The following is a 21,611-nucleotide window of genomic DNA, read 5'->3' as shown; positions in this document are numbered from 1 at the left end:
CCCTTACCGAAGAGGAAAACACAATGGAAGCATTAGGAATGATTGAAACCCGGGGCCTGGTTGCATTGATTGAGGCCTCTGATGCGATGGTTAAAGCAGCACGCGTGAAACTGGTTGGCGTGAAGCAGATTGGCGGCGGTCTGGTCACCGCGATGGTGCGTGGCGATGTGGCAGCGTGCAAAGCCGCTACTGATGCCGGCGCCGCAGCGGCGCAGCGCATTGGCGAACTGGTTTCCGTACACGTCATTCCGCGCCCGCACGGCGATCTGGAAGAGGTGTTCCCGATCAGCTTCAAAGGTGACAGCAATATCTAAGCTGGATGGCTACGTCTGATCGTGTAGGCCGGAGAAGACGCGAACGCGTCGCCATCCGGCAATGAGATGGCATCGATGCCGGATGGCGCCTCGCTTATCCGGCCTACAGTTTCGGCACGCAACACACAACACATGGAGGCGGGTATGAAGCTGGCAGTTGTCACAGGACAAATTGTTTGTACGGTGCGCCATGAAGGACTCGCGCATGACAAATTGCTGATGGTGAAAATGATTGATGCCGAAGGGAATCCCGACGGGCAGTGCGCCGTTGCAATCGACAGCATTGGGGCGGGAACCGGGGAGTGGGTGCTGCTGGTTAGCGGCAGTTCTGCCCGCCAGGCGCATCGGAGCGAATCCTCACCTGTCGATCTGTGCGTGATTGGTATTGTCGATGAAGTGGTGGCTGGCGGGAAAGTCGTTTTCCATAAATAGGACTGAACATCATGAATCAACAGGATATTGAACAGGTGGTAAAAGCGGTATTGCTGAAAATGAAAGACAGCAGTCAACCTGCCGCCGCCGTTCATGAAATGGGCGTCTTTGCCTCCCTGGATGACGCCGTTGCCGCAGCGAAAGTGGCTCAGCAGGGGCTGAAGAGCGTGGCCATGCGCCAGCTCGCTATTCATGCGATACGTGAGGCGGGTGAAAAGCACGCCAGAGAACTGGCGGAACTTGCCGTGTCAGAAACCGGCATGGGACGCGTCGAAGATAAATTAGCGAAAAACGTGGCGCAGGCGCGCGGTACGCCGGGCGTGGAATGCCTCTCGCCGCAGGTACTGACCGGCGATAACGGTCTGACCTTAATTGAAAATGCGCCGTGGGGGGTTGTGGCGTCGGTCACGCCGTCCACCAATCCGGCGGCAACCGTGATTAACAATGCCATCAGCCTGATTGCCGCAGGCAACAGCGTGGTCTTTGCGCCGCATCCGGCGGCGAAAAAGGTTTCTCAGCGCGCCATTACGCTGCTTAACCAGGCGGTTGTTGCCGCAGGCGGCCCGGCTAACCTGCTGGTGACCGTTGCGAACCCGGATATCGAAACCGCCCAGCGCCTCTTTAAATATCCCGGTATCGGTCTGCTGGTGGTGACTGGCGGCGAAGCGGTCGTTGAGGCCGCGCGTAAACACACCAACAAACGTCTGATTGCCGCAGGTGCCGGGAACCCGCCGGTGGTGGTGGATGAAACCGCTGACCTGGCGCGCGCCGCGCAGTCCATCGTCAAAGGCGCATCCTTCGATAACAACATCATTTGCGCCGACGAGAAGGTGCTGATTGTTGTCGATAGCGTTGCCGATGAACTGATGCGCCTGATGGAAGGGCAGCATGCGGTGAAACTCACCGCCGCACAGGCCGAACAGCTTCAGCCGGTATTGCTGAAAAATATCGACGAGCGTGGCAAAGGAACGGTCAGCCGCGACTGGGTTGGGCGTGACGCCGCCAAAATCGCCGCCGCGATTGGGCTGACGGTGCCGGAGCAAACGCGCTTGCTGTTTGTGGAAACGCCTGCCACGCACCCGTTCGCGGTCACGGAACTGATGATGCCGGTACTGCCGGTGGTACGGGTCGCCAACGTAGAAGAGGCCATCAAACTGGCGGTCACGCTGGAAGGCGGTTGCCACCATACGGCGGCGATGCACTCGCGCAACATCGACAACATGAACCGGATGGCAAACGCCATTGATACCAGCATCTTCGTCAAGAATGGGCCATGCATCGCCGGGCTTGGTCTGGGCGGCGAAGGCTGGACCACCATGACCATTACTACGCCAACCGGGGAAGGAGTGACCAGCGCGCGCACCTTCGTGCGTCTGCGTCGCTGCGTGTTGGTGGATGCGTTTCGCATCGTCTGATACCGGCCCCGCAGACTGTTTATAAGGAGAAAAGAGATGGCGCACGATGAACAACGTTGGCTGACGCCGAGACTCCAGAAAGCCGCTGAGCTATGTAATCAGCATCCCGTCGCCAGCGATTCGCCGCTGTGGCTGGGTATTGATTTAGGGACGTGCGATGTGGTGTCGATGGTTGTCGACCGCGACGCGCAGCCAGTCGCCGTTTGTCTGGACTGGGCTGACGTCGTGCGTGACGGCATCGTCTGGGATTTCTTCGGCGCCGTCACCATCGTGCGTCGCCATCTCGACACGCTCGAACGCCAGCTTGGCTGCCAGTTCACCCACGCGGCGACCTCATTTCCGCCAGGCACCGACCCGCGTATCTCCATCAATGTTCTGGAATCCGCCGGGCTGGAGGTCAGTCATGTGCTGGATGAGCCGACCGCCGTGGCGGATCTGCTGCGACTGGATAACGCGGGCGTGGTGGATATCGGCGGCGGTACGACGGGGATCGCCATTGTGAAGCAGGGCAAGGTGACTTACTCCGCTGATGAAGCGACCGGCGGACACCATATTTCCCTGACGCTGGCCGGAAACCGCCGCATCGAACTGGAAGACGCTGAGCAGTTCAAGCGCAGCAACGCCCGGGAGATTTGGCCGGTGGTAAAACCGGTATACGAAAAGATGGCGGAGATTGTTGCCCGGCATATCGAAGGGCAAGGTATAGCCGATCTGTGGCTGGCGGGCGGCTCCTGTATGCAACCGGGCGTGGATGAACTATTCCGTAAACGCTTCCCGGAACTGCGGGTGCATTTACCTGAACACAGCCTGTTTATGACGCCGTTGGCGATTGCCAACAGCGGGAAAGAAAAAGCGGAGGGGATCTATGCAAAGTGAATTGCAGACCGCGCTCTTTCAAGCATTCGATACCCTGAATCTGCAACGGATAAAAACGTTCAGCGTTCCGCCCGTCACGCTGTGCGGCCTGGGGGCGCTCAGCGCCTGCGGGCAGGAAGCGCAAACGCGCGGGCTGACGCATCTGTTTGTCATGGTTGACAGTTTTCTGCATCAGGCAGGGATGACCGCCGGGCTTGAACGGAGTCTGGCGATGAAAGGCGTGGCGATGAGCATCTGGCCCTGCCCGGTGGGAGAACCTTCCATCACTGACGTTTGCGCGGCGGTCGCGCAGCTGCGCGAATCAAAATGTGACGGCGTGGTGGCGTTTGGCGGCGGCTCGGTGCTGGATGCGGCAAAAGCCGTAGCGCTGCTCTTTACCAACCCAGGGCAGACGCTGGCGGATATGACGGCGCAGAGCGTACTGCGCCCGCGTCTGCCGCTGATTGCCGTGCCGACGACGGCGGGGACGGGGTCGGAAACCACCAACGTGACGGTGATTATTGATGCGGTAAGCGGGCGCAAGCAGGTTCTGGCGCATGCCTCGCTGATGCCGGACGTCGCCATTCTGGATGCGGCGCTGACGGAAGGGGTGCCTTCTCACGTAACGGCGATGACCGGGATTGACGCGCTGACCCATGCGGTTGAGGCGTATAGCGCTCTGAATGCCACGCCGTTTACCGACAGCCTGGCGATTGGCGCTATTGCGATGATCGGCAAGTCGCTGCCGAAAGCGGTGGGGAACGGGCACGACATGGCGGCGCGGGAAAACATGCTGCTGGCGTCCTGCATGGCGGGGATGGCCTTTTCCAGCGCGGGGCTGGGGCTGTGTCATGCGATGGCGCACCAGCCGGGCGCGACGCTGCATATTCCGCATGGCCAGGCGAACAGTATGTTGCTGCCGACGGTGATGGGATTTAACCGCATGGTGTGTCGCGAACGGTTCAGCCATATCGGCCGGGCGTTACTCAACAAGAAAGCGGACGATCGCGACGCGATCGGCGCAGTTAGCGAACTGATTATTGAAACCGGGCTGACAAAACGCCTCGCCGATGTTGGCGCGACGTCCGCGCATTACAGCGCGTGGGCGCAAGGCGCGCTGGAAGATATTTGTATTCGCAGTAACCCACGAACCGCCACGCAGGAACAGATTATCGACCTGTACGCGGCGGCACAATAAAGCATACCAGGATGTAGGCCGGATAAGGCGTTCGCGCCGCCATCCGGCAAAAACGCGGCACTATTGCCTGATGGCGCTGCGCTTATCAGGCCTACGAAACACCTGGCAAATGGAGATAGGGCTATGGGAATTAATGAAATCATCATGTACATCATGATGTTCTTTATGCTGATTGCCGCCGTGGACAGGATCCTGTCGCAGTTTGGCGGTTCGGCGCGTTTTCTCGGTAAATTCGGTAAGAGCATTGAGGGGTCGGGCGGTCAGTTTGAAGAAGGTTTTATGGCGATGGGCGCGCTGGGGCTGGCGATGGTCGGTATGACCGCCCTGGCGCCGGTGCTGGCGAAGCTGCTCGGGCCGGTGATTATCCCGCTGTATGAAATGCTCGGCGCGAACCCGTCGATGTTCGCCGGAACGCTGCTGGCCTGCGATATGGGCGGCTTCTTCCTCGCCAAAGAACTGGCGGGCGGCGATGTGGCGGCATGGCTGTACTCCGGCCTGATCCTGGGTGCGATGATGGGGCCGACGATCGTCTTCTCCATTCCGGTGGCGCTCGGCATTATCGAGCCGTCTGACCGCCGCTACCTGGCGCTGGGCGTGCTGGCGGGGATTGTCACCATTCCCATTGGCTGTATCGCCGGTGGTTTAGTGGCGATGTACTCCGGCGTGGAGATCAACGGGCAACCGGTGGAGTTCACCTTCGCGCTGATCCTGATGAACATGATCCCGGTGATCATCGTCGCGGTGCTGGTTGCGCTGGGGCTGAAATTTATCCCGGAGAAAATGATCAGCGGTTTCCAGATCTTCGCTAAATTCCTGGTGGCGTTGATCACCATTGGTCTGGCGGCTGCGGTGATTAAATTCCTGCTGGGATGGGAGCTGATCCCAGGCCTCGACCCGATCTTCATGTCCCCTGGCGACCAGCCTGGCGAAGTGATGCGCGCCATTGAAGTGATCGGCTCTATCTCCTGCGTTCTGCTCGGCGCCTATCCGATGGTGCTTCTGCTGACCCGCTGGTTTGAAAAACCGCTGATGCGCGTTGGCGGCCTGTTAAAAATCAACAATATGGCGGCAGGCGGCATGGTAGCGACGCTGGCGAACAATATTCCGATGTTCGGCATGATGAAGCAGATGGATACCCGCGGCAAAGTGATCAACTGCGCCTTCGCGGTCTCCGCTGCCTTTGCGCTGGGCGACCACTTAGGCTTTGCGGCCGCCAACATGAACGCGATGATCTTCCCGATGATTGTCGGCAAGCTGATCGGCGGCGTGACGGCGATTGGCGTGGCGATGATGCTGGTGCCCAAAGATGAAGACGTTCCGGCAGAAACGGAAGTGGAGGCGCAGTCGTGAACACTCGCCAGCTACTGAGCGTCGGTATCGATATCGGCACCACCACCACTCAGGTGATCTTCTCACGCCTTGAGCTGGTTAACCGTGCGGCAGTGTCGCAGGTGCCGCGCTACGAATTTATCAAACGTGAAATTAGCTGGCAAAGCCCGGTCTTTTTTACCCCTGTGGATAAGCAGGGCGGATTGAAAGAGGCCGAACTTAAGGCGCTGATTCTGGCTCAGTACCAGGCGGCGGGGATTGCGCCGGAGACGGTGGATTCCGGGGCGATCATCATTACCGGCGAAAGCGCGAAAACCCGCAATGCGCGTCCGGCAGTGATGGCGCTGTCGCAGTCTCTCGGCGATTTTGTCGTCGCCAGCGCCGGGCCGCATCTGGAATCGGTGATTGCCGGGCACGGCGCGGGGGCGCAGACCCTATCTGAACAGCGTTTGTGTCGCGTGCTCAACATCGACATCGGCGGCGGCACTTCGAACTATGTTCTGTTTGACGCCGGAAAAGTGAGCGGCTCCGCCTGTCTGAACGTGGGCGGCAGATTGCTGGAAACGGACGGCCAGGGGCGGGTGGTGCATGCGCATAAACCGGGGCAGATGATCGTTGAGGCGGTGTTCGGCGCGGGCACTGACGCCCGCTCGCTCAATGCCACACAGCTGGCGCAGGTCGTGCGGCGGATGGCGGATTTGATTGTCGAAATCATTGACGGCGAGCCTTCGCCGCTGGCGCAGGCGCTGATGCAAACCGGATTACTGCCCGCAGGGGTGAAACCGGAGGTGATCACCCTTTCCGGTGGCGTCGGGGAGTGCTACCGCAATCAGCCTGCCGATCCGTTCTGCTTTTCTGATGTCGGCCCGCTGCTGGCGACGGCGCTGCATGAGCACCCGCGACTGCGTGAGATGAACGTGCAGTTCCCGACGCAAACCGTGCGCGCCACGGTGATTGGCGCGGGGGCGCACACGCTGTCGCTGTCCGGCAGCACCATCTGGCTGGAGGGGGTGGCGCTGCCGCTGCGCAACCTGCCGGTGGCGATTCCACAAGATGAAAGCGAACTGGTGGCCGCCTGGGAACAGGCGCTGACTCAGCTCGATCTCGACCCTGGCACTGACGCATACGTGCTGGCGCTTCCCGCCCGGCTTCCGGTGCGCTACGCGGCATTACTCACGGTCATCGACGCGCTGCTGGCGTTTACCGCGCGTTTTCCCAATCCGCATCCCCTGCTGGTGGTGGCCGAGCAGGACTTTGGCAAAGCCCTGGGCATGTTATTGCGCCCACAGTTACAGCAACACCCGCTGGCGGTCATTGACGAAGTGAGCGTCCGGGCGGGGGACTATATCGACATTGGTACGCCTCTTTTTGGCGGATCGGTTGTGCCGGTGACGGTGAAATCACTCGCATTTCCTTCCTGAGGGAACGACTTATGAAACTAAAGACCACATTGTTCGGCAATGTTTATCAGTTTAAGGATGTAAAAGAGGTGCTGGCAAAAGCCAACGAACTGCGTTCGGGGGATGTGCTGGCAGGTGTTGCGGCTGAAAGCTCACAGGAGCGCGTTGCCGCGAAACAGGTGTTGTCGGAAATGTCGGTGGCGGATATTCGCAACAACCCGGTGATTTCCTATGAAGAGGACTGCGTGACGCGTCTGATTCAGGACGACGTCAATGAAACGGCCTATAACCGCATTAAAAACTGGAGCATCAGTGAGCTGCGCGAATATGTGCTGAGTGATGAAACGTCCGTCGATGACATTGCGTTTACGCGTAAAGGGCTGACTTCGGAAGTGGTGGCGGCGGTCGCGAAGATCTGCTCCAACGCCGACCTGATCTACGGTGGCAAGAAAATGCCGGTGATCAAAAAGGCCAACACCACCATCGGTATTCCGGGCACCTTTAGCTGCCGTTTGCAGCCGAACGATACCCGTGACGATGTACAGAGTATCGCCGCGCAAATCTATGAAGGGCTCTCTTTCGGGGCGGGCGATGCGGTGATTGGCGTTAACCCGGTAACGGACGACGTGGAAAACTTAAGCCGCGTGCTGGATACCGTGTACGGGGTGATCGACAAGTTCAATATTCCGACGCAGGGCTGCGTGCTGGCGCACGTCACCACTCAGATTGAAGCCATTCGTCGCGGCGCGCCGGGCGGGCTGATTTTCCAGAGTATTTGCGGCAGCGAAAAAGGATTAAAAGAGTTCGGCGTGGAGCTGGCGATGCTGGATGAAGCGCGTGCGGTCGGCGCGGAGTTCAACCGTATCGCCGGGGAAAACTGCCTGTACTTTGAAACCGGGCAGGGGTCTGCGCTTTCGGCTGGAGCCAACTTCGGCGCCGACCAGGTGACGATGGAAGCGCGTAACTACGGCCTGGCGCGGCACTACGATCCGTTCCTGGTGAATACGGTGGTCGGTTTTATCGGGCCGGAGTATCTCTACAACGACCGGCAGATTATTCGTGCCGGTCTGGAAGATCACTTCATGGGCAAGCTGAGCGGCATCTCAATGGGCTGCGACTGCTGCTACACCAACCACGCCGACGCCGATCAGAACCTCAACGAAAACCTGATGATTCTGCTCGCCACCGCAGGCTGTAACTACATTATGGGCATGCCGCTCGGCGACGACATCATGCTCAACTACCAGACCACCGCATTCCACGATACCGCAACGGTACGTCAGTTACTCAACCTGCGTCCGTCGCCGGAGTTTGAGCGCTGGCTGGAAACGATGGGCATTATGGAAAACGGTCGCCTGACCAAGCGGGCGGGCGATCCGTCACTGTTCTTCTGATGACGCGGGGATGACATACGATGGATCAAAAACAGATTGAAGAAATTGTACGCAGTGTAATGGCGTCAATGGGCGAGTCGCAGCCGCAGGCCCCCGCAGAATCCGCGCCAGCCTGTAGCGCTAAACAATGTGCCGCACCTTCAGCGCCTTCAGCGGCGGAAAGCTGCGCGCTGGATTTAGGTTCGGCTGAGGCGAAAGCCTGGGTAGGCGTGGAGAATCCGCATCGCGCGGATGTTTTGGCCGAACTGCGCCGCAGCACCGCTGCGCGCGTGTGTACCGGTCGCGCCGGCCCACGTCCGCGCACCCTGGCGCTGTTGCGCTTCCTGGCGGATCACTCTCGTTCGAAAGATACCGTTCTGAAAGAGGTGCCGGAAGAGTGGGTGAAAGCACAGGGGCTGCTGGAAGTGCGTTCGGAAATCAGCGATAAAAACCTCTACCTGACCCGCCCGGATATGGGGCGTCGTCTGAGCCAGGAGGCCATTGACGCGCTGAAAGCGCAGTGTGTCGCCAGCCCGGATGTCCAGGTGGTGATTTCCGATGGTTTATCGACGGATGCGATTACCGCCAACTACGAAGAGATCCTGCCGCCGCTGCTCTCTGGCCTGAAACAGGCGGGGCTGAAAGTCGGGACGCCGTTCTTTGTACGCTATGGCCGCGTGAAGATTGAAGATCAGATCGGCGAAATTCTTGGCGCGAAAGTGGTGATTCTGCTGGTGGGCGAGCGTCCTGGCTTAGGTCAGTCGGAAAGCCTCTCCTGCTATGCGGTTTACTCACCACGGGTGGCAACCACCGTTGAAGCGGATCGTACCTGTATTTCGAATATTCACCAGGGCGGCACGCCGCCGGTTGAAGCCGCAGCGGTAATTGTGGATTTGGCGAAACGTATGCTGGAGCAGAAAGCATCCGGCATCAATATGACCCGTTAAGGAGGCAACATGCCAGCATTAGATTTGATTCGACCGTCGGTCACCGCAATGCGCGTGATTGCCTCGGTGAATGACGGTTTCGCGCGTGAGCTTAAATTACCGTCACATATACGTAGCCTCGGTCTCATCACGGCAGACTCTGATGACGTAACGTATATTGCGGCAGACGAAGCGACAAAACAGGCGATGGTGGAAGTGGTGTATGGCCGTTCACTGTATGCCGGAGCGGCCCACGGGCCGTCGCCGACGGCCGGTGAAGTCTTGATTATGTTGGGCGGCCCGAACCCGGCGGAAGTGCGGGCGGGTCTGGATGCGATGGTGGCGCATATTGAAGGCGGCGCAGCGTTCCAGTGGGCCAACGATGCGGAAGATACTGCATTCCTGGCGCATGTGGTTTCGCGTACCGGGTCTTATCTCTCATCAACCTCAGGCATCGCGCTGGGCGATCCTATCGCCTATCTGGTGGCGCCGCCGCTGGAAGCGACGTTTGGCATTGATGCGGCGATGAAATCCGCCGATGTCCAGCTGGTGACCTACGTGCCGCCGCCGTCAGAAACCAACTACTCTGCGGCGTTTTTAACGGGGAGCCAGGCCGCCTGTAAAGCCGCCTGCAACGCCTTTACCGATGCCGTTCTGGATATTGCCCGTAATCCCGTCCAGCGCGCGTAAGAGAGGTAGCGATGATCAATGCACTGGGATTACTGGAAGTGGATGGCATGGTTGCCGCCGTTGATGCGGCGGACGCCATGCTGAAAGCCGCCAATGTGCGATTGCTCAGCCACGAAGTGCTCGATCCCGGCCGGCTGACGCTGGTGGTGGAGGGCGATCTGGCGGCGTGTCGCGCGGCGCTGGATGCCGGAAGCGCCGCAGCACAACGCACGGGCCGTGTTATCAGCCGCAAAGAAATTGGGCGGCCGGAAGACGACACCCAGTGGCTGATCGGCGGCTTTAAGCGCCAGCCAACGAAAGTCGGAAAGACGCCAGATGCGCCTGTTACCTCTGAATCCTCAGAAGCGCTGTTGGCGTTATTAGCATCAGTACGTCAGGGAATGACGGCAGGGGAGGTGGCCGCGCATTTTGGCTGGTCACTGGAGCGCGCCAGAAATGCGCTGGAGCAACTCTTTTCTGACGGGGCGTTGCGTAAACGCAGTAGTCGCTATCGTCTGAAGAAAGTATAACCTGTCGGAGGTGCCGGGGACGTTGCGCCCCGGCTTTGAAGATCATGAAAAAGACTCGTACAGCAAACTTGCACCATCTTTATCATGAAGCGTTACCCGAAGACGTTAAACTTACGCCTCTGGTTGAGGTGGATAATGTTCACCAGCGGCTGACAACGGACGTCTATGAACACGCCCTGACGATAACCGCCTGGCAGCAGATTTACGATCAGCTGCATCCCGGTAAATTTCATGGGGAATTCACGGAAATCCTGCTGGATGAAATTCAGGTGTTCCGTGAGTACACCGGTCTGGCGCTGCGTCAGTCTTGCCTGGTCTGGCCGAACTCCTTCTGGTTCGGTATTCCGGCAACGCGCGGCGAGCAAGGTTTTATCGGCACGCAGTGCATTGGCAGCGCGGAGATCGCCACCCGTCCTGGCGGGACGGAGTTTGAGCTGAGCACGCCGGATGATTATACCATCCTTGGCGTGGTTGTCTCGGAGGAGGTGCTTACCCGGCAGGCCAATTTCCTGCATCACCCGGAAAGGGTGCTGCATATGCTGCGTAACCAGTCTGCGCTGGAGGTGAAAGAGCAGCATAAAGCGGCGCTGTGGGGCTTTGTCCAGCAGGCGCTGGCGACGTTCAGCGAGAACCCGGAAAACCTGCATCAGCATGCGGTGCGTAAAGTGCTGGGGGATAACCTGCTGCTGGCGATGGGGACGATGCTGGAAGAAGCGCAGCCGATTATAACGGCAGAAAGCGTCAGCCATCAGAGCTATCGAAAATTGCTGTCCCGCGCGCGGGAATACGTGCTGGAGAATATGTCGGAGCCGCTGACGGTGCTCGATCTGTGTAATCAGCTGCACGTCAGCCGCCGCACGTTGCAAAACGCGTTTCACGCGATTCTGGGGATTGGCCCGAACGCGTGGCTGAAGCGGATTCGATTAAACGCGGTGCGAAGGGAGCTGATCAGTCCGTGGTCGCAAAGTTCGACGGTCAAAGAGGCGGCAATGCAGTGGGGGTTCTGGCATCTGGGGCAGTTCGCGACCGATTACCAGCAGCTGTTTGCCGAAAAACCGTCGCTGACGCTGCATCAGCGTATGCGTCAGTGGATGTGATGACATTATTGTGCCGGATGCGACGCTTTGCGTCTTATCCGGCCTACGGGCGCTACCGTTGCAGTTGTAGGCCGAATAAGGCGTTAGCTGTCATCAGGCAAAAACGCGGCCAGGTAAATTATACCCAGTCGCGGACTTTGATAAATTCGCTCAGCGCCGCTTCCGGGCTGCCTTCTTCCGGCTGCCAGTCGTACTCCCAGCGCACCAGCGGCGGCATCGACATCAAAATGGACTCGGTGCGTCCGCCCGTTTGCAAGCCAAACAGCGTGCCGCGATCCCACACCAGATTAAACTCCACATAGCGGCCCCGGCGATAAAGCTGGAAATGACGCTCGCGCTCGCCCCAGGCCATTGCTTTACGCCGCTCGACAATTGGCAGAAAAGCATCGGTATAGCCTTTGCCTACCGCCTGCATAAAGCGAAAGCAGCTGTCGAAATCCGGCGTGTTCAGATCGTCGAAGAAAAGCCCGCCGATGCCGCGCTGCTCATCGCGATGCTTCAGGAAAAAGTAATCGTCGCACCATTTTTTATAGCGCGGATAGACGTTCTCGCCGTAGGGCTGGCACAGATCCCGCGCCGTGCGGTGCCAGTGAATGGCATCCTCTTCAAACGCGTAATAGGGCGTCAGGTCGAAACCGCCGCCAAACCACCAGACCGGCTCCGCGCCGGGCTTCTCCGCAATAAAAAAGCGAACATTGGCATGGCTGGTTGGAATGTACGGGTTCAACGGATGCACCACCAGCGATACGCCCATCGCTTCAAAACTGCGCCCAGCCAGCTCCGGGCGGTGTGCCGTCGCGGAGGCGGGCATCGCGTCGCCGTGAACATGGGAGAAATTTACCCCAGCCTGCTCAAAGACGCCGCCGTTACGCAGTACCCGGCTGCGCCCGCCGCCACCCGCGTCGCGCTGCCAGCTATCTTCAACAAAATCAGCGCCATCAACGGCGGCTAACTGCTGGCAAATATCATCCTGAAGGCTGAGCAGGAACTGTTTTACGCGTTGTGCATCGGGTTTCATGGTTACCGTTTCTTCGAGTGTGCTTTCTGGTTATCAAACCAGTGGAAATAACTGATCACGCCATTGGCTATCGCGGTGGCGATTTTCTGCCGGAATGCGGTGGTGCCTAACAGACGCTCCTCTTCCGGGTTGGTGATAAATGAGGTTTCTACCAGTACGGAGGGAATTGACGGTGATTTTAGCACCACAAACGCCGCCTGTTCCGTATTGCGACTGTGCAGACGATGCACCGGCTTGATCTTCTTAAGAATATGCGATCCCAGCGTCAGGCTATTTTTGATGGTGTCGGTTTGCACCAGATCGAACAATACCTGCTGCAACAGATGATCTTTATCGGTCGCTTTTTTCCCCGCGACTTCATCGGCGCGGTTTTCACGGTCGGAGAGGTATTTCGCCATGGCGCTACTGGCGCCGCGATTAGAAAGCGCAAACACCGAGGCCCCTGCGGCGCTGGGGTTGGTAAAACCATCTGCGTGGATGGACATAAACAGATCCGCGCCGTGCTTGTGGGCGATTTCCACGCGATCGTACAGGGGAATAAAGGTGTCGCCCGTGCGTGTCAGGCGCGCATCAATCCCCTGGTTGCGCAAAATCGCGCGCACGTTTTTGGCGATCTCCAGCACGACGTGTTTTTCCTTCGAACCGTTGCGACCAATCGCGCCGGTGTCGATACCGCCGTGGCCGGGGTCGAGAACAACAATGCGTCTGGCGCCTGCTTTTTTGGCCTTCGGTTTGCTGTGACCATTACCGGTCTTTAGCGCTTCTTCTTTAGCGATGGCGTGCGACATGCCCGACAGCGTCAGAGCCGCCAGCCCGGCTTTCAGCACCTGGCGGCGCGATGTGAGAGTTTTTAAGGGTTTAAAAGTGCTCATACAGCCTGAGTTGTGAAAATTGAGTTCCAGATGTTATATCGTATCGCGTAATCCGTTACGACTGTTCGTGATGAGAATTGTTTTACTTTTCATTTCAATACGTGACAATCCGTCATTATGCCATTTTTTTCGCCGTTTCGCGTCAGATATTGGCTAAATCAGTCGTTCGCGCCATAATCGGAGTTTTAACCTTGAAAAGGGTCTCAATACCATGGAGATACGCGTTTTTCGCCAGGAAGATTTCGAAGAGGTGATCACCCTCTGGGAGCGCTGCGATTTGCTGCGTCCGTGGAACGATCCTGAAATGGATATCGAACGTAAGCTGAACCATGACGTCAGCCTGTTCCTGGTCGCTGAGGTGAATGGTGAGGTGGTCGGTACGGTCATGGGCGGCTATGACGGCCATCGGGGTTCTGCCTATTATCTTGGCGTACACCCGGAGTTTCGCGGTCGTGGCATCGCCAACGCGCTGTTGAACCGGCTGGAGAAAAAGCTCATTGCTCGCGGCTGCCCGAAAATCCAAATCATGGTGCGGGAAGACAACGACATTGTACTGGGCATGTACGAGCGCCTGGGTTATGAACATTCGGACGCGTTAAGTCTGGGCAAGCGTCTGATTGAAGATGAAGAGTACTGAGTTTCATCCTGCTGACTACGACGGTCATGGGCGCTTGCGCCTGCCTTTTCTGTTCTGGGGCGTGCTGCTGCTTCAGGCGCGTACCTGGGTGCTGTTTGTGATTGCTGGCTCCTCCCGCGAGCAGGGCGATACGCTGCTGAATCTGTTTTATCCCGATCACGATACGTTCTGGCTGGGGTTGTTGCCCGGCGTCCCGGCGGTACTGGCGTTTTTACTGAGCGGGCGGCGCGACGCTTTCCCGGTGCTGTGGCGCGGGCTGCGCGGCTTGTTGATTCTGGCGCAGGGCGTTCTGCTCTGCTGGCAACCGGTGCTGTGGCTGTACGGTGAACCGGTAAACGGCATCGGGCTGGCGCTGGTGGTGGCCGATATTGTCGCGCTTATCTGGTTGCTCTCTAACCGTCGTTTACGCGCCTGCTTTGCACCGGTAAAAGAATAACGGCACTTTTTGGCGAAACCGGACTCCAAACAACGTTGATTAATAAAGAAAGGAAGTGAGATGAAATCGCTGCGTTTGATTTTATGCGCAATGCCGCTGGTGCTGAGCGGCTGTTCAACCCTCTCGTCGGTGAACTGGTCTGCTGCGAATCCGTGGAACTGGTTTGGCTCGTCGACAGAGGTCACTGAGCAGGGCGTTGGGGCATTAACTGCCTCCACGCCGCTGGATGAAAAAGCGATTACTGACGCGCTGGATGGCGACTATCGCCTGCGTAGCGGAATGAAAACCCAGAACGGCAACGTGGTGCGTTTTTTTGAAGCGATGAAAGAGGACAAGGTTGCGCTGGTTATCAATGGCGACCAGGGAACCATCAGCCGTATTGATGTGCTGGACAGCGATATTCCATCGCAGGCAGGCGTTGAAATCGGTACGCCGTTTAGCGACCTTTACAGCAAAGCCTTTGGTAACTGCCAGAAAGCGACGGGCGATGACAGCGCGTCGGTCGAGTGTAAAGCACAAGACAGTCAACATATTAGCTATCTGTTCTCCGGCGAGTGGAACGGCCCGGAAGGGTTAATGCCTCCTGACGACACGCTGAAGAACTGGAAAGTGAGCAAAATCATCTGGCGCCGTTAATTTGCGTCTGAACAAACCGCCTCGCTGAAAAAACGGGTACAATACGCCCATCAATGCCACGCAGCCGTGGCATTCTTATTTTTCAGGAGGAACAATGTCTCAGGTTCAAAGTGGCATTTTGCCAGAACACTGCCGCGCGGCGATTTGGATTGAAGCCAATGTAAAAGGGGATGTCGATGCCCTGCGTGCGGCCAGCAAAGCGTTTGCCGATAAACTGGCAACCTTCGAAGCGAAATTCCCTGACGCGCATCTGGGCGCGGTTGTCGCATTTGGCAACAACACCTGGCGCGCCCTGAGCGGCGGCGTTGGGGCTGAAGAGCTGAAAGATTTTATCCCTTACGGTAAAGGTCTGGCGCCAGCAACCCAGTACGATGTGCTGATCCACATTCTTTCACTGCGTCACGACGTGAACTTCTCTGTCGCGCAGGCGGCAATGGCGGCTTTTGGCGAGTGCATCGAGGTGCAGGAAGAAGTCCACGGTTTCCGCTGGGTGGAAGAACGCGATCTCAGCGGCTTCGTTGACGGGACGGAAAACCCGGCGGGAGAAGAGGTTCGCCGCGACGTGGCGGTCATCAAAGACGGCGTGGATGCGGGCGGCAGCTACGTGTTCGTTCAGCGTTGGGAACACAACCTGACGCAGCTCAACCGCATGAGCGTTCACGACCAGGAGATGATGATTGGTCGTACTAAAGAAGCCAACGAAGAGATCGATGGCGATGACCGTCCGGTCACGTCTCACCTGACCCGCGTGGATCTGAAAGAAGACGGCAAAGGGCTGAAAATTGTGCGCCAGAGCCTGCCATACGGTACGGCCAGCGGCACCCACGGCCTCTATTTCTGCGCTTACTGCGCGCGTCTGTACAATATTGAGCAGCAGTTGCTGAGCATGTTTGGCGATACCGACGGGAAGCGTGACGCCATGCTGCGCTTCACGAAGCCAGTGACGGGCGGCTATTACTTTGCACCGTCTCTGGACAGATTGATGGCGCTGTAATTTCTTTTGCCGGATGGCGGCATCGTTTTACCCGGCCTACAGAGCCTTTTTGTAGGCCGGGCAAGCGAAGCGCCCCCGGCAGTCCTGCCTTATCGGTTACTCATGTTTTAACGCCGCGTATATCTGATCCACCACCCAACCGTATGTGGCTATCGGCATCAACCCGCTGTTAAACATATTCGGGTTCTTTTGCGGGTCGGCGACGGGTGAGTGCGGTTTGTTGCTCAGCATCACAATCGCCATCTGATTGGCCGGGTCGATAACGGTCAGCGTCCCTGTCCATCCGGTATGGCCGTATGCCTGCGCGCTGGCCAGCGTGCCGAATGTCGGCGTCATGGACGCATTGCCGTTAACGCGCCAGCCGAGACCAAACGTGGCATCCTCCGGCGAGGATTGCGTGAACATTTTCACGGTTTCCGGGCTGAACAGCGTCACGTTACCGTACCCTCCGCCATTCAGCATGGTCTGCATCAGTACCGCAATATCGCCGGTATTCGAAAACAGTCCCGCATGTCCTGAAACACCGCCCATCGAGTAGAATGCTTTTTCATCATGCACCTGGCCCCATAGGGTGGTCGTGCGGATATTGGGGAAATGAATCACGCCATCCCGGGTATTGCCGTTCAGTTCCGTCGCGGCGATCTGCTGTTGGCGGAAGCCTTTCTGTAGCGGGTTAAAGACCGTATGCGTTAAACCGAGCGGGCGATAGAGGTTCTCTTCAACATAACGATCGAGCGGCTGGCCCGTCACGGACTCCACGATAAATCCAAGCAGCATATAATCCACATCGCTGTAGATGTGTTTCGTGCCGGGGCGGTACGCCAGCGGCGTACGTTTGATCATCTCCAGCGTGGTGGCTTTATCCTGCGAATACAACTCGCCCGCGACGGCCTGGTTCGGGTATTGCGGGTCAGCGGGGAAACCGCCGGAATGATGCAGCAGATCCGCAATGCGTAACGTGCTTTTCCCTTTAATCGCATCCCCCGGGCGATCGCCAAAATCGGGAATGTATTTCGAGATAAGATCGTCCGGCTGTAATTTGCCCTCTGACATCAGTTTTTGCAGGGCAAAGTTCGTGGCATACATTTTTGTATTTGATGCCAGGTCGTACAGGGTGTCAGTGGTTGCCTTGACGGGATGAGACATCAGGACGCTGCCGTCATATTTTTTAGCCTGACCCCAGGCCTTACGATAAACAATATGACTGTCTTTAATAATGAGCAGGTTAACGCTTGGATAACCGGCATCAACCTGTTGCGCTATCCAGTTATCCAGCGCGTTAAGCCGTTCAATATTAAATCCTGCTTTTTCCGGCGCGGCGTCAGTCAATACCGGAAATGGCGCGGCGCTGGCGGTGCAACTGAGCGCCAGCAGGGAAGCAAAAAGTAATGTCATTTTCATGGTATTAGTCCAGATTCACATTACGGCAGCCAAAGAGAGCGGTAAAAATAAACCCGCCAAGATACGCAATCAGCATTCCTCCGGCATATACCGCCATTGCGGGCAGAATACCTTGCGCGGACGTCATTAACGGCAGCGCCACCAGACCGGATGGGCCAAAGGCGCTGTTTAAGCCCATCGGCAGACCCGACCAGGCCACTAAGCCGATGAAAAGCCCCCCGGCAGCGCCGCCGAGGCAGGCGGTGATAAACGGTTTCATTCGTGGCAGCGTAACGCCGTAAATCAGCGGTTCGCCAACACCGAGTAAGCCGGGAATAATCGCCCCGCGAACCTGGCTGCGTAACACGCTGTGTTTTTCTGCTCGCCAGTAGAGCGCCAGTGCGGCGCCGACCTGACCCGCGCCCGCCATAGAAAGAATAGGGAACAGGCTGTTGAATCCCTGGCTACTCATTAATGCCAGATAGACGGGAATGAAGCCCTGATGGACGCCAAACACCACCGAAACAAGAAACAGACCCGCCAGAACGGCGCAGCCCAGCGGGTTGCTGTTGAGGTGGATAAAGAGCCATGACATCCCTTCGAACAGCCAGCCGCCCAGCGGCATGATGATCAGGTAGGCCAGTGCGGCGGTGACCAGCAGGGTTAACATGGAGGTCAGCAGCATGTCCAGATCGTCGGGCATAAAGCGTCGGATAAAGCCCTCAATACGCGCGCTGGCCCAGGCGGCGATCAGTACGCCGATAATGTTGCCGCGCGGGTCGATCGGCAGGCCAAAGAAGTCCTCAATACCGGAGAAATAGCCCGTGGTGGCGGCAGGGTTGTATCCCAACAGGAACAGCGAGGCGATGATCGCCCCGTTAACGCCGGTGCCGCCGAAAGCCTGCGCGGCGTTATAGCCAATAAGAATGACCAGAAAGGTAAACAGCCCTTTACTGAACACTTTCATAAAGTTCAGGGCGTCGGGAAGCATACCTTGCGCATCGGCCGGAACGTGCAATACCGTACCCAGCAGCGTGGCAATCCCCAGCAGCAGGCCCGCAGCAATAAAACCGGGAATGAGCGGCGTAAAAATAGTGGCGAACTTCGACAGGAATTGCTGAATGCCTGAAGTTTGTTTCGCTTTTAGCTGGCTTTTGGTTTTGGCGGCGATATCTGCCGCCTGCGTGACGGTGCCGCTGTTGTCGCTCAGTAGCGCATTCATGGCATCTGCTGCCCGCTGCGCTTTACCGGGGCCAAAAATGACCTGCACCTGGTTATTCGAGAGGACCACGCCTTTCACGCCTTCGAGCGTTTTAATTGCCGGATCGACCCGATCGCTGTCATGTACCGCCAGGCGTAAACGGGTCATGCAGTTCCCGCAGGTGGCAATATTACCCGGGCCACCGACCCGGGAGATAATCGTATTCAGGAGATCATTACTGATTTCTTTTGCCATTCGCTTTATTCCTCTTCCAGTACCTGGCGAATGAAGCCGCCATGTTGCTCAAGACGCAGACTGGCTTCTGTTGCGTTGAGGTTTTTCAGTAGCATGACGATAGCGGTTTTGCAGTGACGGCCACAGGCCATCAGCGCGGCTTCAGCCTGTTGCCCGGTGCAGCCTGTCGCATTTTTCACAATATTTACCTGACGCACGTTGAGTTTTTCGTTCGTGGCGACAACATCCACCATCAGGTTGCCAAACACCTTGCCGGATTTAATCATCAGGCCGGTGGACAGCATGTTGAGAATCAGCTTCTGCGCGGTGCCCGCCTTCATACGGGAAGAACCGCTCACCACTTCGGCGCCGACAACGGGCGTGATGGCAAGCTCCGCCGCCTTTGCTACAGCGCTCCCCGGATTGCAGGAGATCCCGACCGTCCGGCAGCCGAGCGTACGGGCATATTCCAGACCGGCAATCACATACGGCGTGCGACCGCTGGCCGCAATGCCCACAACCACATCTTTTTCATTGAGTGCGAGGGTCTTCAGGTCGTTGACCCCAAGCTCGCGGTTGTCTTCCGCGCCTTCAATCGCATGCTGTATCGCGCGCTCGCCACCGGCGATCAAACCGATAACCAGGCCTGATTCCACGCCATAGGTCGGGGGGCATTCGCTGGCGTCAAGGATACCCAGGCGACCGGACGTTCCGGCGCCGGTATAAATCAGCCGCCCGCCAGCGCTGACCTGCGCATAAATGATGTCGATAGCCGCGGCGATCTCGGGCAGAACCTGCTCCACGGCGAGTGGAACCGTTTTATCTTCATCATTAATGATGCGGCACATATCGAGGGTGGAAGCCCGGTCAATCTCAAAAGAGGCGCGGTTAACACCTTCGGTAATCATATTTTCAAGTTGCATATTACTTACAGCCTTACAGGTTTAGCGCCCATTTCAGGAATGCTTTTTTCTGGGTGTCGTCAGCTTTCAGATACAGTTGCTGTAGCTGGGAGAGCTGGTCATGCGAAGTGGCGGGCGCCGCCGGGGAAGCGGAGCGCGCCGGAGAAGGTATCATCGTGCTGTCATCGTTGACGATGGCGCTCAGGTCGGTGAACACGGTGATGCTGTCACGGTCGAGAATTTTGATATCAAACGGTACGGGTTTCCCGGCCGCCGTCAGGGTGAATACCGGTTTTTGCGCCATCTGGCTGGCTTCTTTTTCGTCCAGCGGTTTTCCCGCAGACAGTTGCAGATCCACATTGCCGGAAGCGTTAAACGAGATGATATACGGGTTAGACGTTACGCGACCCCGGTTATTGTTCACCGATTCAGGATTTGCCGGACTGTCGAACTTCACTACCATTTTTTGAGCGCCGTCTGGCAGCGCCACGTCTTTACTAAAAATACTGACTTTTGCCGAACGGGCCGCCAGCACGCTGACGTTATCGCCAATAAAGAGATGCGGAGCGGCAAAAGCCTGGCTGCAAAACAACAGTGCTGCGGCGGACACAAAATATTTCTTCATTTTTACTCTCCCGGAAAAGGGGAATCAGAATTCGTAACGTAAGCCAAGGTGGAAATAGTCATCAGCCGGGTTGCTGCCGCCAAAGGAGACATCATTGCCGTTCGTCCGTTTTTTCCCTTCTTCACCATTACGCCAGGAGTAAGACGCAAATATGGAACTGCGAACGGTGAGTTTGTACTGCGCTTCAAAGGTGGTATCGCGAAGTTTCAGCCCGTCGCCGTCCTCATTTTTCAGATGGCGATAGCCGGTACGTAACGCCCAGTCCGGGCTGACGTTCCAGACCAGCGTTGCTTCGTAATCTTTATCGGTGCTGTCCGCAGAACCGTCGAGGTAGGTCACTTTATCCTGGGCATAGAGCAGGCCGAACATGAAATCGCCCAGGTAGTAGCGGGTGCCGATGCCATAAAAGGTGTATTTATCGACATTATTATCCGACAGCGTGGATGTATCGTCATGGCTCGCTTTCTCTGTCTGACCGGCAATCACCGGCTGGAGGCGGCCAAAATCGCCCATATCGAGCGTATAGCGAAGGGCGGCATTATAACCGTAATCCAGATCGGAGGTGTTGTTGCCCAGAATATAGGCGGTAGAGAAATCAAAATTGCCGAATGTGTTCTGGTACTGAATGGTGCCGTCCTGACGGAAAACCTGTACCGCCGTCGGGTCAACAAAGTTTGCCTGGCGAGCCATTGCGACATCGGAGCTGGCGAACACATCGCCGATATCCGTGAACATGATCAGGCCGGATGACACGCGCCCGCCGGTCAGCTTGCCGTATTCGGCAAAATCGATCCCTGCCCAGACGTAACGCGCGGTGAAGTCATTCGGGTTTTCCGCGCTGATGTTGTTCGCGTACTCTGCGGCATTTACCTGATACTGCGTAAAACCAATAACGGCCAGCTTGTCATTAATCGCCTGGCGGGCGGAGAAACCGATACGCGCGTCAAAATCGCCCGAGGTGTCGCCTGATTTCTTGTCAGAGATATTGAATCCGAGACGCCCGTAGAGATCGATATTCGATCCGTCATTGGCCTGGTAGATCACGGCGGCATGGCTGGCGCTGGTTGCGAGGAGAGTAAAGATTGCCAGGGACTTCAGAGTACGTTTCATTATGATTATCCTTTTCTGTGTGTAGTTT

23 protein-coding genes are annotated in these 21,611 nt (G+C 57.4%); 16 read left to right on the top strand and 7 right to left on the bottom strand.

The features are described 5' to 3' along the window. The first annotated feature begins 23 nt into the window (after window positions 1-23). The 12 genes from eutM to eutR all read left to right on the top strand — a co-directional run bounded on the left by eutM (window position 24) and on the right by eutR (window position 11,538). A complete protein-coding gene (gene eutM / locus OGX81_RS11465; protein ID WP_000387720.1) occupies window positions 24-314 on the top strand; it encodes an ethanolamine utilization microcompartment protein EutM in 291 nt (96 codons plus the stop codon). A gap of 144 nt (window positions 315-458) precedes the next feature. Continuing rightward, entirely contained in the window at window positions 459-746 is a 288-nt protein-coding gene (gene eutN / locus OGX81_RS11460; protein ID WP_024130131.1) for an ethanolamine utilization microcompartment protein EutN, read from the top strand. An 11-nt stretch (window positions 747-757) separates the two neighbouring features. Beyond that, window positions 758-2,161, top strand: coding sequence for an aldehyde dehydrogenase family protein (locus tag OGX81_RS11455; RefSeq protein ID WP_110123746.1), 1,404 nt, complete (start codon window positions 758-760; stop codon window positions 2,159-2,161). A gap of 36 nt (window positions 2,162-2,197) precedes the next feature. Continuing rightward, window positions 2,198-3,037 (top strand): ethanolamine utilization protein EutJ, encoded by an 840-nt coding sequence (eutJ, locus tag OGX81_RS11450; RefSeq protein ID WP_012131333.1) that lies wholly within the window; start codon window positions 2,198-2,200, stop codon window positions 3,035-3,037. Next, window positions 3,027-4,214 (top strand): ethanolamine utilization ethanol dehydrogenase EutG, encoded by a 1,188-nt coding sequence (gene eutG, locus OGX81_RS11445; RefSeq protein ID WP_012131334.1) that lies wholly within the window; start codon window positions 3,027-3,029, stop codon window positions 4,212-4,214. Before eutJ ends, eutG begins: the two co-directional genes overlap by 11 nt. 123 nt (window positions 4,215-4,337) lie before the next feature. Next, the gene (eutH, locus tag OGX81_RS11440) at window positions 4,338-5,564 is read left to right on the top strand and encodes an ethanolamine utilization protein EutH (RefSeq protein WP_047462122.1); all 1,227 of its coding nucleotides are present in this window, start codon (window positions 4,338-4,340) and stop codon (window positions 5,562-5,564) included. Continuing rightward, on the top strand, window positions 5,561-6,964 hold the full coding sequence (gene eutA, locus OGX81_RS11435) for an ethanolamine ammonia-lyase reactivating factor EutA (RefSeq protein ID WP_047462125.1): 1,404 nt from the start codon (window positions 5,561-5,563) through the stop codon (window positions 6,962-6,964). Before eutH ends, eutA begins: the two co-directional genes overlap by 4 nt. Window positions 6,965-6,975: 11 nt before the next feature. Continuing rightward, window positions 6,976-8,337: an ethanolamine ammonia-lyase subunit alpha gene (gene eutB / locus OGX81_RS11430; RefSeq protein WP_012131337.1), complete on the top strand. Its 1,362-nt coding sequence runs from the start codon at window positions 6,976-6,978 to the stop codon at window positions 8,335-8,337. Window positions 8,338-8,357: 20 nt separating this feature from the next. Next, complete coding sequence (gene eutC, locus OGX81_RS11425; protein WP_012131338.1) at window positions 8,358-9,263, top strand: ethanolamine ammonia-lyase subunit EutC; 906 nt, start codon at window positions 8,358-8,360, stop codon at window positions 9,261-9,263. A 9-nt stretch (window positions 9,264-9,272) separates the two neighbouring features. After that, a complete protein-coding gene (gene eutL, locus OGX81_RS11420; RefSeq protein ID WP_047462132.1) occupies window positions 9,273-9,932 on the top strand; it encodes an ethanolamine utilization microcompartment protein EutL in 660 nt (219 codons plus the stop codon). An 11-nt stretch (window positions 9,933-9,943) separates the two neighbouring features. Then, on the top strand, window positions 9,944-10,441 hold the full coding sequence (gene eutK / locus OGX81_RS11415) for an ethanolamine utilization microcompartment protein EutK (RefSeq protein WP_012131340.1): 498 nt from the start codon (window positions 9,944-9,946) through the stop codon (window positions 10,439-10,441). A 44-nt stretch (window positions 10,442-10,485) separates the two neighbouring features. Then, the gene (gene eutR / locus OGX81_RS11410; protein WP_047462135.1) at window positions 10,486-11,538 is read left to right on the top strand and encodes an HTH-type transcriptional regulator EutR; all 1,053 of its coding nucleotides are present in this window, start codon (window positions 10,486-10,488) and stop codon (window positions 11,536-11,538) included. Between the two features lie 118 nt (window positions 11,539-11,656). Here the strand turns inward: eutR and hemF are convergent, their stop codons facing one another. Beyond that, the gene (gene hemF / locus OGX81_RS11405; protein WP_071258033.1) at window positions 11,657-12,556 is read right to left on the bottom strand and encodes an oxygen-dependent coproporphyrinogen oxidase; all 900 of its coding nucleotides are present in this window, start codon (window positions 12,554-12,556) and stop codon (window positions 11,657-11,659) included. Between the two features lie 2 nt (window positions 12,557-12,558). Continuing rightward, window positions 12,559-13,428 carry an N-acetylmuramoyl-L-alanine amidase AmiA gene (gene amiA, locus OGX81_RS11400; protein WP_012131343.1) on the bottom strand — a complete coding sequence of 290 codons (870 nt, stop codon included), beginning with the start codon at window positions 13,426-13,428 and terminating at the stop codon, window positions 12,559-12,561. Window positions 13,429-13,639: 211 nt separating this feature from the next. Between amiA and OGX81_RS11395 the strand changes: the two genes are divergently transcribed. The 4 genes from OGX81_RS11395 to OGX81_RS11380 all read left to right on the top strand — a co-directional run bounded on the left by OGX81_RS11395 (window position 13,640) and on the right by OGX81_RS11380 (window position 16,131). Continuing rightward, on the top strand, window positions 13,640-14,065 hold the full coding sequence (locus OGX81_RS11395) for a GNAT family acetyltransferase (protein WP_012131345.1): 426 nt from the start codon (window positions 13,640-13,642) through the stop codon (window positions 14,063-14,065). Then, window positions 14,052-14,501, top strand: a complete 450-nt coding sequence (locus OGX81_RS11390) for a DUF2919 domain-containing protein (protein ID WP_104868370.1) — start codon at window positions 14,052-14,054, stop codon at window positions 14,499-14,501. The genes OGX81_RS11395 and OGX81_RS11390 overlap by 14 nt, the downstream gene beginning before the upstream one ends. A 60-nt stretch (window positions 14,502-14,561) precedes the next feature. Next, window positions 14,562-15,137: an RpoE-regulated lipoprotein gene (locus OGX81_RS11385; protein WP_024130133.1), complete on the top strand. Its 576-nt coding sequence runs from the start codon at window positions 14,562-14,564 to the stop codon at window positions 15,135-15,137. 94 nt (window positions 15,138-15,231) lie between these two features. Continuing rightward, window positions 15,232-16,131 (top strand): Dyp-type peroxidase, encoded by a 900-nt coding sequence (locus tag OGX81_RS11380; protein WP_104868371.1) that lies wholly within the window; start codon window positions 15,232-15,234, stop codon window positions 16,129-16,131. A gap of 96 nt (window positions 16,132-16,227) precedes the next feature. Here OGX81_RS11380 and pbp4b read toward each other — a convergent pair whose 3' ends face one another. Genes pbp4b through OGX81_RS11355 form a run of 5 tightly spaced genes read right to left on the bottom strand, consistent with a single transcriptional unit; the run spans window position 16,228 to window position 21,583 of the window. Then, window positions 16,228-17,532, bottom strand: a complete 1,305-nt coding sequence (pbp4b, locus tag OGX81_RS11375) for a penicillin binding protein PBP4B (RefSeq protein WP_047462148.1) — start codon at window positions 17,530-17,532, stop codon at window positions 16,228-16,230. Between the two features lie 4 nt (window positions 17,533-17,536). Continuing rightward, complete coding sequence (murP, locus tag OGX81_RS11370; RefSeq protein ID WP_012131350.1) at window positions 17,537-18,967, bottom strand: PTS N-acetylmuramic acid transporter subunit IIBC; 1,431 nt, start codon at window positions 18,965-18,967, stop codon at window positions 17,537-17,539. A 5-nt stretch (window positions 18,968-18,972) separates the two neighbouring features. Beyond that, window positions 18,973-19,869, bottom strand: coding sequence for an N-acetylmuramic acid 6-phosphate etherase (murQ, locus tag OGX81_RS11365; protein ID WP_012131351.1), 897 nt, complete (start codon window positions 19,867-19,869; stop codon window positions 18,973-18,975). Between the two features lie 13 nt (window positions 19,870-19,882). Beyond that, entirely contained in the window at window positions 19,883-20,473 is a 591-nt protein-coding gene (locus OGX81_RS11360) for a DUF2057 family protein (RefSeq protein ID WP_012131352.1), read from the bottom strand. Between the two features lie 24 nt (window positions 20,474-20,497). Further along, complete coding sequence (locus tag OGX81_RS11355; protein WP_012131354.1) at window positions 20,498-21,583, bottom strand: porin; 1,086 nt, start codon at window positions 21,581-21,583, stop codon at window positions 20,498-20,500. Window positions 21,584-21,611: the final 28 nt, after the last annotated feature.

This window comes from Citrobacter sp. CK206 (genome assembly GCF_030333125.1).
Taxonomy (GTDB): Bacteria; Pseudomonadota; Gammaproteobacteria; order Enterobacterales; family Enterobacteriaceae; genus Citrobacter_B; species Citrobacter_B koseri.
Note: the sequence above shows the minus strand (reverse complement) of the source record. Positions and strands in the feature narration are given on the sequence as shown.

Excerpts from the sequence above, each read along its gene's own strand:
- OGX81_RS11385 (WP_024130133.1), top strand. The coding sequence starts at position 14,562 with ATGAAATCGCTGCGTTTGATTTTATGCGCAATGCCGCTGGTGCTGAGC.
- OGX81_RS11390 (WP_104868370.1), top strand. The coding sequence starts at position 14,052 with ATGAAGAGTACTGAGTTTCATCCTGCTGACTACGACGGTCATGGGCGC.
- eutB (WP_012131337.1), top strand. The coding sequence starts at position 6,976 with ATGAAACTAAAGACCACATTGTTCGGCAATGTTTATCAGTTTAAGGAT.
- eutH (WP_047462122.1), top strand. The coding sequence starts at position 4,338 with ATGGGAATTAATGAAATCATCATGTACATCATGATGTTCTTTATGCTG.
- eutC (WP_012131338.1), top strand. The coding sequence starts at position 8,358 with ATGGATCAAAAACAGATTGAAGAAATTGTACGCAGTGTAATGGCGTCA.
- OGX81_RS11455 (WP_110123746.1), top strand. The coding sequence starts at position 758 with ATGAATCAACAGGATATTGAACAGGTGGTAAAAGCGGTATTGCTGAAA.
- hemF (WP_071258033.1), bottom strand. The coding sequence starts at position 12,556 with ATGAAACCCGATGCACAACGCGTAAAACAGTTCCTGCTCAGCCTTCAG.
- murP (WP_012131350.1), bottom strand. The coding sequence starts at position 18,967 with ATGGCAAAAGAAATCAGTAATGATCTCCTGAATACGATTATCTCCCGG.
- eutJ (WP_012131333.1), top strand. The coding sequence starts at position 2,198 with ATGGCGCACGATGAACAACGTTGGCTGACGCCGAGACTCCAGAAAGCC.
- eutR (WP_047462135.1), top strand. The coding sequence starts at position 10,486 with ATGAAAAAGACTCGTACAGCAAACTTGCACCATCTTTATCATGAAGCG.
- OGX81_RS11360 (WP_012131352.1), bottom strand. The coding sequence starts at position 20,473 with ATGAAGAAATATTTTGTGTCCGCCGCAGCACTGTTGTTTTGCAGCCAG.
- eutM (WP_000387720.1), top strand. The coding sequence starts at position 24 with ATGGAAGCATTAGGAATGATTGAAACCCGGGGCCTGGTTGCATTGATT.
- eutK (WP_012131340.1), top strand. The coding sequence starts at position 9,944 with ATGATCAATGCACTGGGATTACTGGAAGTGGATGGCATGGTTGCCGCC.
- OGX81_RS11355 (WP_012131354.1), bottom strand. The coding sequence starts at position 21,583 with ATGAAACGTACTCTGAAGTCCCTGGCAATCTTTACTCTCCTCGCAACC.
- eutN (WP_024130131.1), top strand. The coding sequence starts at position 459 with ATGAAGCTGGCAGTTGTCACAGGACAAATTGTTTGTACGGTGCGCCAT.
- OGX81_RS11380 (WP_104868371.1), top strand. The coding sequence starts at position 15,232 with ATGTCTCAGGTTCAAAGTGGCATTTTGCCAGAACACTGCCGCGCGGCG.
- OGX81_RS11395 (WP_012131345.1), top strand. The coding sequence starts at position 13,640 with ATGGAGATACGCGTTTTTCGCCAGGAAGATTTCGAAGAGGTGATCACC.
- amiA (WP_012131343.1), bottom strand. The coding sequence starts at position 13,428 with ATGAGCACTTTTAAACCCTTAAAAACTCTCACATCGCGCCGCCAGGTG.
- murQ (WP_012131351.1), bottom strand. The coding sequence starts at position 19,869 with ATGCAACTTGAAAATATGATTACCGAAGGTGTTAACCGCGCCTCTTTT.
- pbp4b (WP_047462148.1), bottom strand. The coding sequence starts at position 17,532 with ATGAAAATGACATTACTTTTTGCTTCCCTGCTGGCGCTCAGTTGCACC.
- eutL (WP_047462132.1), top strand. The coding sequence starts at position 9,273 with ATGCCAGCATTAGATTTGATTCGACCGTCGGTCACCGCAATGCGCGTG.
- eutG (WP_012131334.1), top strand. The coding sequence starts at position 3,027 with ATGCAAAGTGAATTGCAGACCGCGCTCTTTCAAGCATTCGATACCCTG.